Genomic DNA, 8349 nt, shown 5'->3' with positions numbered 1-8349 from the left:
GTCAACTGAGCAGGTCGGCAACGGTGACCTCGCCGTGGTCGGCGACCTCCAGCCAGCTCAGCCCCGGATCGACGACGTCCGCCGGACCGCGACACGACAGGTGGGCCAGCACCGCCGCGCGCTTCCGTTTCCGTCGGTGCGCGCTGCTCGGTGCGCACCGCATGGGCTGCGTTCGGCCACCGTGCGGGATACTGCGCAGGAGAGATTCCGGTGAGAGGTGACCTCCGTGGACCACGGCGCTCGGACAGCCGACGGCGGCGCACCGCCCGCGCAGCATCCTGCCGAGGCGCAGCAGCTCGCCGTCCGGCTGGAATACCTCTTCGCCCATGTCCAGCCGACGGGGCGGCGCCACACGCTCCAAGAGGTGGTCGACGGGATCAAGGACGGCGACGGCGGTGACACGACGCTCTCCGTCGGCCGGCTCTCCATGCTGGTGAACGGCAAGGTCCCCAATCCGACCATCGGGACGCTCCGCTCCCTCGCCCGCTTCTTCGGCGTGCCGACCGCCTACTTCGTCGACGACGACGTCGCCGCCCAGACCATGGCGCAGCTGGGCCTCCTCAATGCCCTGCGGGCCAACGACGTCCGGGCCGTGGCCCTGCGGGCCGCCGCCGTGGCCGCGTCCTCGGCGCACGGGATCGACCTGGTGCGCACGCTGGTGGAGCGGGCCGGACGGACGGCCGCCGGACCGGCGGCCGGGCCGGACGGGTCGGCGGCACTCCCCGGCTGACAGCCCGTCGGCGATCACCTGCATAGACTCCTTCCCGCAAAGCGTCACGCTCCGCAGCCGCGGGAGTGTGCGCAGTGGTGAGGGGGGCGTGTGGAGTCCGAGGAGTGGTCGGCCGTCGATGTCCGTTTCGCGGCCGTCCTCGATGAACTGGAGATAGCCCGGCCGCTGGACGTGGAGGATCTGTGCCGGGCGGTCGCCGAGCGGCGCGGGCGGCCGCTCCACCTGCTGCCCCTGCCGGAGTCGGCCGGTGCCGACGCGGGCCTGTGCGGGCTGTGGCTGGGGCTGGCCGACAGCGACGTCGTCTTCTACGAGCCGGGCACCAGCCCGGTCCACCGGACCCACATCATCCTGCACGAGCTGGCGCACATCCTGCTCGATCACGGAAAGCTGGCGGACGGCGAATCCGCCGTTCTGGCCGGCCTCTTCCCGAGTCTGGACCCCGCGCTGGTGAGCAGCATGCTCGCCCGGGGCCGGACCTCGTACTCCGCCGTCGAGGAGCAGGAGGCGGAGCTGCTGGCGACGCTCATCAGCAGTCACGGCCGGAGCACTCCGGTGGCCCGGCGGACGGCGTCGTCACGGGAGGCCGGCGTGCTCGGCCGGCTCGGCGACGCCTTGGCGCGAGGACGGGGCCGAGGACGATGACGATGACGACCGTACGGGCCGTCGATGTGGCCCTGCTCTGCCCGACCGTGACCGGCACCGTCCTGATGGCGCGTGGCGCGCTCACGGGCGGCAGGCGCGAACGGTCCCTGTGGGGCGCCCTGTTCCTGGTGACGGGCGCCGTCGCGGTGGGAGTGCCCGGAATCCGGCGCTGCATCGAGAACCTGCTGGGGGTCGCCAGTGTCGCGAACGTGCTCGTCCACCTGCTCTCGCTGGGGGCCGCGGCCTGTCTGATCGAGTTCATCCACGGGACCACGACCGCGGACGACCGGCGCGGGCTGTCGGCGCCCGTCCGGGGGCTGGCCGTGGCGTGCCCGGCCCTGGTGCTCGTGTTCGCCCTGATGCCCCGTCCGGACGGGGAGGAGGACCTGCTGACGCAGACGAGCACGGGATGGTCGCTGGCCTACTGGGGCATCGTCACGCTGTACCTGGGCTGGGGGCTCCTGGCGTGCGCCGTGATGTGTTTCCGCTACATGAGCCACGCCGCGTCCGGTGCGCTGCGCACCTCCCTGCGCCTGATCGGGGCGGGGAGTCTGTTCGGGCTCGCCTACGAGGCCCACCGCGTGGTGTACCTGCTGGGGCACACGGCGGCTCCGGGATGGTTCGCCGGCACGGCCGTGGTCGCGACGACCCAGGTGCTGCTGGCCTCCTCGATGCTGCTGCTCGTCCTGGGCGTGGCCTGGCCCGGTCTGGCGGAGCGGGTCCGGGTGCGGCGGGTCCGGACCCGGATCAGGAGGATCCGGCCACTGTGGCTGGCACTGCGCGAGGCGGTGCCGGAAGTGATGCTGCCGCTGCCGGCCGCCCTCGCCCGGGACGCGGACGTGCTGCTGTACCGGTACGTCATCGAGATCCGCGACGGCACCCTGGCCCTCGGCGCCTTCGCCGGTGAACCGGCCCGGGAGGCGGCGCGGACCCTGCTGACCGCGCAGGGGCTGTCCGGGGCGGCCCTGGAGGCGGCCGTGGAGGCGGCGGCCCTGCGGTACGCCGCGCGGCAGACGGTCCCGGGCGGGGCATCGTCCGGAGCCGCCCGTCCCCCGGGGGCGGGCCCGGCCGGAGACGATCTCGATGCCGAGGTCGCCTGGCTGGAGCTCGTGGCGGAGGCCTACGCGACCCCACGGGTCCGGCGCGTGGCCGGGGAACTCCCGGCCGGGCCCGCCCCCGTGGGCGAGGACGCTCCGTAGGAGTGTGCGGCGGACCGGGCGTCAGTCGTCCGTCGGGAGGACGTCCGTCGGGTCGAGCGCCTCGTCGAGGGACTCGTCGAGGGACTTCATCAGGCGGTCCCGCTCGACCTCGTCCAGCGGGACGGGGGTCACGTCGGTGGCATCGGTCAGCCGGCGGAAGCCGCCCCGGCGCTGGAGCCGGCCGCTGACCCGGATCGGCACGCCGGCCAGGTGCGCGTGCCCCGCCACCCGGTACGCCTCCTCGTCCAGGACCGCCCGGACGTACGGGATCTCCGCCCCGGCCAGCACCCGCAGCCGGATCGTGCCCCCGCCGCCGGGGGCCGAGCGCCGCATCCGGACCACGGCGCCCGCCACCCGCACGGGGACGGCCGGTTCGTCCCGGGTGTAGCGCGCCGCCGCCTCGCGGAGCACGGGCAGGTCCCCGGGGGAGAACTCCACGGGTTCCGGGCGGGCCGCGCACCCCGCCGGGACCCCGGCGGCCGGGGCCCAGGCCAGGGCGATCCGGACTCCCTCCGAGCCGCGGACCAGCGCGATCAGGGCGTCCGCGAGTTCCCGGCTGACGCCGGCCTCGACCGCCGCGTCGAAGGCCTCCATGCCCCCGGTGGCCCGCCGGTAGTCCACGGCCTCGCGCGCGGCGTGCAGGGCGTGGTGCAGCCGGGTCATGGTGCCCCGCCCGCCGTCGACCGGGACGTACGCGGTGAGCCTGCGCCCGCCGGGGGCCGGCCCGACCAGGACGCCGTCCAGCGCGCGCTCGGCCTGTCCGCGGTGCCGGGCGCCGTAGTACCCGGCCCTGGCCCGGTCGGCGAGGGCTCCCGCGAGCAGGAGCTGCCGGGCGGCCGAGCGCAGCTGCTCCTGTACGGTCCAGGCCGCCGCGCCCCGGGGTCCGTACGGGCCCTCGGGGCCCTCGGGGATCCGCCGGTCCCAGCGGATCTCGTCGCTGGGCACGCTCAGTCCGTACAGCACCTCCCGCGCGGACGGCAGCGCGCTGCGCGAGAGCGCGGCCAGCGCCTCCTCCAGCAGGTCACAGCTGTCGGGATAGGCACGGCTCTCCGGGACGAGCAGGCTGGTGCCCCCGACGGCCGTCGCATGGGGGGCCGGGGGCGTCCAGCGCCCGTACCGCCCGGCGGCCCCGCCCCGGCGCTGCCAGCCGTGCCGGTGCAGCAGGGCTCCGAGCACCGCCGGGTCGACGTGTGCGGGGTCGGGGGTCCCCGAGTCGGAGAAGTCCCCGTACTCGGACGGGGACGTCAGCGGTTCGAGGTTCGGTGAGTGCCAGTGCATCAGGGTGTCCCTCCCGACCCGACCCGGGTCATGATCTCGCACAGCGCCCGGTCGTCGAAGATCCGCGTGGTCGGGATCCGTACGGTGGTCCGGCGCCGGCCGGTCACGGGGTGCCCGGCGAGGTTGGTCCAGTAGCAGCAGTGCCGCAGGTCGAGCCGGTCGTGGCCGGCGGCGAGCCACTGGTCGCGCTCTCGCGGGACGAGCATCACGACGAGGATATTGTGGACGGCGACCGGCGTGCGGGCCAGCTTCACCAGGTGCTCGTTGTCGAGGGTGAAGGCGAAGGTGGGCCCCGCCGGTCTGGGCGGTGTCTGGTAGGTCGCCTTCAGCTGCACCTTGATGGTGACCTCGTCGTCGACGACGTGCTCGGGTGCGCCGTGGTTGACCTGCCAGTCGATGCCGTTGTCCGGAAAGGGCTGGGAGAGCGAACAGCCGGCCGCGGCGGCGACTGCGTGCAGGTATCCCACCTGGAGGGTCTCCATGCAGGCGGTGGTGGCGAGCGTGCCGCGCAGGGGTCCGGTCCGCGGCTCGATCCGCGGCTCGGTCCGCCCTTGCAGCATCCCGCCCGGTTCGGGCTGCGCGAGCGCCATGGCCGGCTCCCCATGCCTTCCGGGCTCTGCCGAATGCGGGTGGACGGGGTGATGACCGGTCATGTGTGCGGTCCCCCAGGGAAGTTGTCTCCGTACCAGAGGGCCCGCAAACGGCGTACGGCGCAAACAGGCCGGGTATCACCGATTCGGGCAGGGGGCACGTTCCGAGGCGGCGGTGCCCGGGGGGCGCCCCATCTGCCGATCGGGGACGAGGAGTTCGCCATGACGCGCTGGTACGAGGGGCCACTGGCCGCATTCGACACGGAGACGACCGGGGTGGACGTGGAGCAGGACCGGATCGTGTCCGCCGCTCTCATCGTGCAGGAGTGTGCGGGCGGCCGCGTCCGCTCCACCCGCTGGCTGGTCAATCCCGGTATTCCGGTGCCCGCGGGCGCCACGGAAGTGCACGGGCTGACCGACGACCACCTCCAGCGCAACGGGCGCTGGCCGGCACCGGTCGTGGAGGAGATAGCACGTGCGCTCGGGGAGCAGCGGGTGGCGGGCCGCCCGGTGGTGGTGATGAACGCGCCGTTCGACCTGACGCTGCTGGACCGGGAGTTGCGCCGGCACCGGGCGTCGACGCTGGCGCGCTATCTGGACGACCGGCCGCTGACGGTGCTGGATCCGCGGGTGCTGGACAAGCACCTGGACCGGTACCGCAAGGGCCGCCGGACGCTGACGGACCTGTGCGCGCACTACGGGATAGAGCTGGAGGGCGCGCACGACGCGGCGGCGGACGCACTGGCCTCGCTGGAGGTCGTCCGGGCGGTGGGCCGCAGGTTCGCGGCGCGGCTGGAGCGGCTGACCCCGGCGGAGCTGCACACCCTCCAGGCGGTGTGGCACGCGGCACAGGCGCGCGGCCTGCAGGCGTGGTTCGCGCGGCAGGGAACACCGGAGGCGGTGGATCCGCACTGGCCGCTGCGGCCGGAGCTGCCGGCGGCGGCGTAGCGCAACGGGCCCCGGACGTGCGGAAGGCCGGCCCGTCGTGAGACGGACCGGCCTGACCCGGTGGGCGATACTGGGATCGAACCAGTGACCCCTTCGGTGTGAACGAAGTGCTCTCCCGCTGAGCTAATCGCCCGGGAACGGGTTGAACAATACAAGAGGCACGGGGTCTGGTTCAAACCGCTTCCGCCGGAGCCTGCAGCCGGGCCGCCAGAGCGTGCCGTCCGGCGCGCATCATGAGGGCGTGGTTGAGCCGGAACGCGGGCCGCGCGGGCACGGCGAGGCGCCGCAGCAGGGGGCTGCGCACGTCGACCTCCTGTTCGTACAGGACCCGTGTCCCGGGCCGCCCGGCTCCCCGGCGGGCCCGTACGGTCCACCGCGCCCAGCCCTCGACGTCGCCGTGCAGGGCCGCCTCCAGGAGACCCCGGCGGGGATCGCGGAGCAGTTCGGTGGCGGTCATCCGGATCTCGTAGGGGAGGACGGAGCGGATGTGCAGGGTGCCGCTGTGGCCGTCGATCTGGTCGACGGCGCGGACCTGGGGCCACCACCGGGGGTAGTCGCCGGTCCGTTCCAGTGCGGAGTAGACCCGTGCGGGCGGGGCGTCCAGGTCCCACACGCTGCGGAAGCGGTAGTGGTTCCAGCGGTCCAGGCGGCTGCGGTCCATGGGCCCAGTCTGGACCGGCGGTTCCCCGGGCGGGGCCGGTCCGCCCGCATCCACCCGTCCGTGCGCACTCGTGGGCACCCGTGCGCACCCGTGCGTACTCAGGCCGGATCTGAGTACGCACGCCCATGTCCTGACGCCGTGACGGGCGCCACACTCCGGAGCATGGCAACTCCACCGCCCGTCCCACCGCTGCCGCCCGGCCACGAGCTGGCCCTCATCGACCGGGAGCTGGCCCAACTCGACGCCCGGCGCCTCTATTTGCTGGCCCGGCGGGACTGGCTGCTGCGGCTGCCGGCACCGCACGCCTGGGGGCCGGGGGCCTCCGTCCGCCCGAAGGAGGCTTCGGCTCCGGGTGCGCAGAACGTGCTGCTGACGCTGGGCGCGGCGCTGCTCGCGGTGGCGGCGCTGGCGTTCACGCTGGTCAGCTGGGGGTCCTTGGGGATCGCCGGGCGCAGCGCGGTGCTGGCCGTGGTGACGGCGGCCGCGCTGGCCGCTCCGGCGCTGCTGCTGCGCCGCGGGCTGCGGTCGACGGCCGAGTCGGTGGCCGCGGTGGGACTGCTGCTGACGGTGCTGGACGCGTACGCGGCGTACGCGGTCTCCGGGACGCGGACGGACGCCACCGCGTACGCGGCGGGGGCGGCGGCCGTGCTGGCGGCGCTGTGGGCGGGGTACGCCCGGGCGCTGCCGGGGCTGGTGGTCCCGCTGCCGGCGGCGGTGCTGACGGCGCAGCTCCCGCTGCCGCTGACGGCGGTGGCCTCGGCGGCGGGCCAGGTGGGCACCGGCTGGGCGGTGCTGGCGACGGCGGCCCTGGACGCGGGGTTCGTGCTGCTGGTGCCGGGGGTCCGCGCCCGGGCGGCGGTGGCCGGCCCGGCGGCGGCCGCGGGGGCGGCTCTGGCGGCGGGGGCGCTGCTGACGGGTCTGTCGCAGACGGCTGCGGCCGGTTCGGCGGCCGCTGCGGCCGGTCCGGCGCTGCTGCTCGCGGGCTGCGCGGTGCTGGGCCTCGCGGTGGCCTGGCGGGAGCCTTCGGCGACGGCGGCCGCGGTCGTCGGCGCCCTTGCGGGGGTGGCGGCGCTCGGCGGCCCGGTCCGGCCGGCGCTGCCGCGGGACTGGACGGTGGTGGTGTTCCTGCTGCTCGCGCTGCCGCTGCTGGCGGCGGTACGGGCGACCGCGCTCCCCGCGGCGGTCCGCCGGGGCCTGGCCCGGGCCGGGGCGGGGGTGGCCGCGCTCGCGGCGCTGTCGGGGCTGGCGGTCGCGCTCGGCTCGCTGGCGCTGCGGGTCGGGGTGCTGGGCGAGGTGTGGGCGGCGACGACCCCGCCGCGCGCGGTGTCCGGGGCGGGTCCGGCGGCCGCGGTGACGCTGCTGGTCGCGGCGGGCGCCGCGGGGTGGCTGGCGCGGGTGCTGCCGCGGCCGGAGCCGGGCGTGGTCGCGGTGGTGCTCGGCTGGGCGGGCCTGTTCTCGGCGCCGCTGCTGTGGGGGCTGCCGGTGGCGGTGGTGTGCGCGGCCCAGCTGGCCGTGACGGCGGCGACCGGGGTGTGCGCGCTGCAGACCGGGCGCGCCCCGGGGTACGCGGCGGCGGTGTGTGCGGCGGCGGGGGCGCTGAACCTGTCGGTGGCGGCGCTGGACGGCCGTACGGCCACGTTCGCGGTGTTCGGGCTGCTGGGTGCGGGCTGCGCGGCGGGGGCCGCGTACGGGCGCGCCGCCCTGCCCGTACGGTCCGGCGCGGCGGCGCTGGCCGTCGGGTACGCGGCGGCCGTGGCGGCGGCGCTGGGGGCCCTGTGGGGGCTCGCGGTGGCCTGGTGGGCGCTGCCGCTGCTGTCGGTCCCGGCGGCGGTGGCGGCGGCCGGGCCGCGCCTGGGCCGGGTGCGGCTCCCGGCGGAGACCGCGGCGGCCGTGGCCGGTGCGGTGGCGCTGCTCCTCGCGGCCCGGGAGCCGGCCTTGGCGGCGCTGGTGTGCGCACTGGCCGGGGTGGTCTGCGCGGGGGCGGCGGTGCGGGCGGAGCGGCGCGGGCTCGGCTGGGCGGCCGGGGTCCTGTTCGTGGCGGCGACGTGGATCCGGCTGTCGCTGTCGGGGGTGGAGGTGCCGGAGGCCTACGCGCTGCCGGTGACGGCGCCGGCGCTGGCGGTGGGCTTCCTGCGCCGCCGCCGGGACGCCGGGGCCTCGTCGTGGACGGCGTACGGGCCGGGGCTGGGCGCGACGCTGCTGCCGAGCCTGATCGCGGCCTGGGGCGACGCGCACTGGCTGCGGCCGCTGGGTCTGGGCCGCGGGGGGCGGGCGGGTGACCCTCGGGGGGGGCCCCCGCGG

General features: G+C 76.2%; 8 protein-coding genes and 1 tRNA gene. 5 read left to right on the top strand and 4 right to left on the bottom strand.

The genetic code is table 11. The features are described 5' to 3' along the window. Window positions 1-226: 226 nt before the first annotated feature. The 3 genes from ACFXA3_RS26125 to ACFXA3_RS26115 all read left to right on the top strand — a co-directional run bounded on the left by ACFXA3_RS26125 (window position 227) and on the right by ACFXA3_RS26115 (window position 2571). A complete protein-coding gene (locus tag ACFXA3_RS26125) occupies window positions 227-730 on the top strand; it encodes a hypothetical protein (protein WP_385190711.1) in 504 nt (167 codons plus the stop codon). A 90-nt stretch (window positions 731-820) separates the two neighbouring features. After that, the gene (locus ACFXA3_RS26120) at window positions 821-1372 is read left to right on the top strand and encodes a hypothetical protein (RefSeq protein ID WP_385190710.1); all 552 of its coding nucleotides are present in this window, start codon (window positions 821-823) and stop codon (window positions 1370-1372) included. 2 nt (window positions 1373-1374) lie between these two features. Next, window positions 1375-2571, top strand: coding sequence for an MAB_1171c family putative transporter (locus ACFXA3_RS26115; RefSeq protein WP_385190708.1), 1197 nt, complete (start codon window positions 1375-1377; stop codon window positions 2569-2571). Window positions 2572-2592: 21 nt separating this feature from the next. On the opposite strand, the gene ACFXA3_RS26110 is transcribed toward ACFXA3_RS26115, so the two are convergent. Beyond that, the gene (locus ACFXA3_RS26110) at window positions 2593-3849 is read right to left on the bottom strand and encodes a hypothetical protein (RefSeq protein ID WP_385190707.1); all 1257 of its coding nucleotides are present in this window, start codon (window positions 3847-3849) and stop codon (window positions 2593-2595) included. After that, window positions 3849-4439, bottom strand: coding sequence for a DUF4365 domain-containing protein (locus tag ACFXA3_RS26105; protein ID WP_385190705.1), 591 nt, complete (start codon window positions 4437-4439; stop codon window positions 3849-3851). Before ACFXA3_RS26105 ends, ACFXA3_RS26110 begins: the two co-directional genes overlap by 1 nt. Window positions 4440-4661: 222 nt before the next feature. Between ACFXA3_RS26105 and ACFXA3_RS26100 the strand changes: the two genes are divergently transcribed. Continuing rightward, window positions 4662-5387, top strand: a complete 726-nt coding sequence (locus ACFXA3_RS26100; protein WP_385190704.1) for a 3'-5' exonuclease — start codon at window positions 4662-4664, stop codon at window positions 5385-5387. A 61-nt stretch (window positions 5388-5448) separates the two neighbouring features. On the opposite strand, the gene ACFXA3_RS26095 is transcribed toward ACFXA3_RS26100, so the two are convergent. Both ACFXA3_RS26095 and ACFXA3_RS26090 read right to left on the bottom strand, forming a co-directional pair. Then, window positions 5449-5520, bottom strand: a tRNA-Val gene (locus tag ACFXA3_RS26095). 39 nt (window positions 5521-5559) lie between these two features. Beyond that, complete coding sequence (locus ACFXA3_RS26090; RefSeq protein ID WP_385190702.1) at window positions 5560-6048, bottom strand: SRPBCC family protein; 489 nt, start codon at window positions 6046-6048, stop codon at window positions 5560-5562. 162 nt (window positions 6049-6210) lie between these two features. Between ACFXA3_RS26090 and ACFXA3_RS26085 the strand changes: the two genes are divergently transcribed. Continuing rightward, the coding region (locus tag ACFXA3_RS26085; RefSeq protein ID WP_385190701.1) for an SCO7613 C-terminal domain-containing membrane protein at window positions 6211-8349 on the top strand (2139 nt) is incomplete at its 3' end.

Origin of the sequence: Streptomyces sp. NPDC059456, from assembly GCF_042750055.1 — a bacterium.
Classification (GTDB): Bacteria; Actinomycetota; Actinomycetes; order Streptomycetales; family Streptomycetaceae; genus Streptomyces.
Note: the sequence above shows the minus strand (reverse complement) of the source record. Positions and strands in the feature narration are given on the sequence as shown.

Excerpts from the sequence above, each read along its gene's own strand:
- ACFXA3_RS26115 (WP_385190708.1), top strand. The coding sequence starts at position 1,375 with ATGACGACCGTACGGGCCGTCGATGTGGCCCTGCTCTGCCCGACCGTG.
- ACFXA3_RS26090 (WP_385190702.1), bottom strand. The coding sequence starts at position 6,048 with ATGGACCGCAGCCGCCTGGACCGCTGGAACCACTACCGCTTCCGCAGC.
- ACFXA3_RS26105 (WP_385190705.1), bottom strand. The coding sequence starts at position 4,439 with ATGGCGCTCGCGCAGCCCGAACCGGGCGGGATGCTGCAAGGGCGGACC.
- ACFXA3_RS26110 (WP_385190707.1), bottom strand. The coding sequence starts at position 3,849 with ATGCACTGGCACTCACCGAACCTCGAACCGCTGACGTCCCCGTCCGAG.
- ACFXA3_RS26100 (WP_385190704.1), top strand. The coding sequence starts at position 4,662 with ATGACGCGCTGGTACGAGGGGCCACTGGCCGCATTCGACACGGAGACG.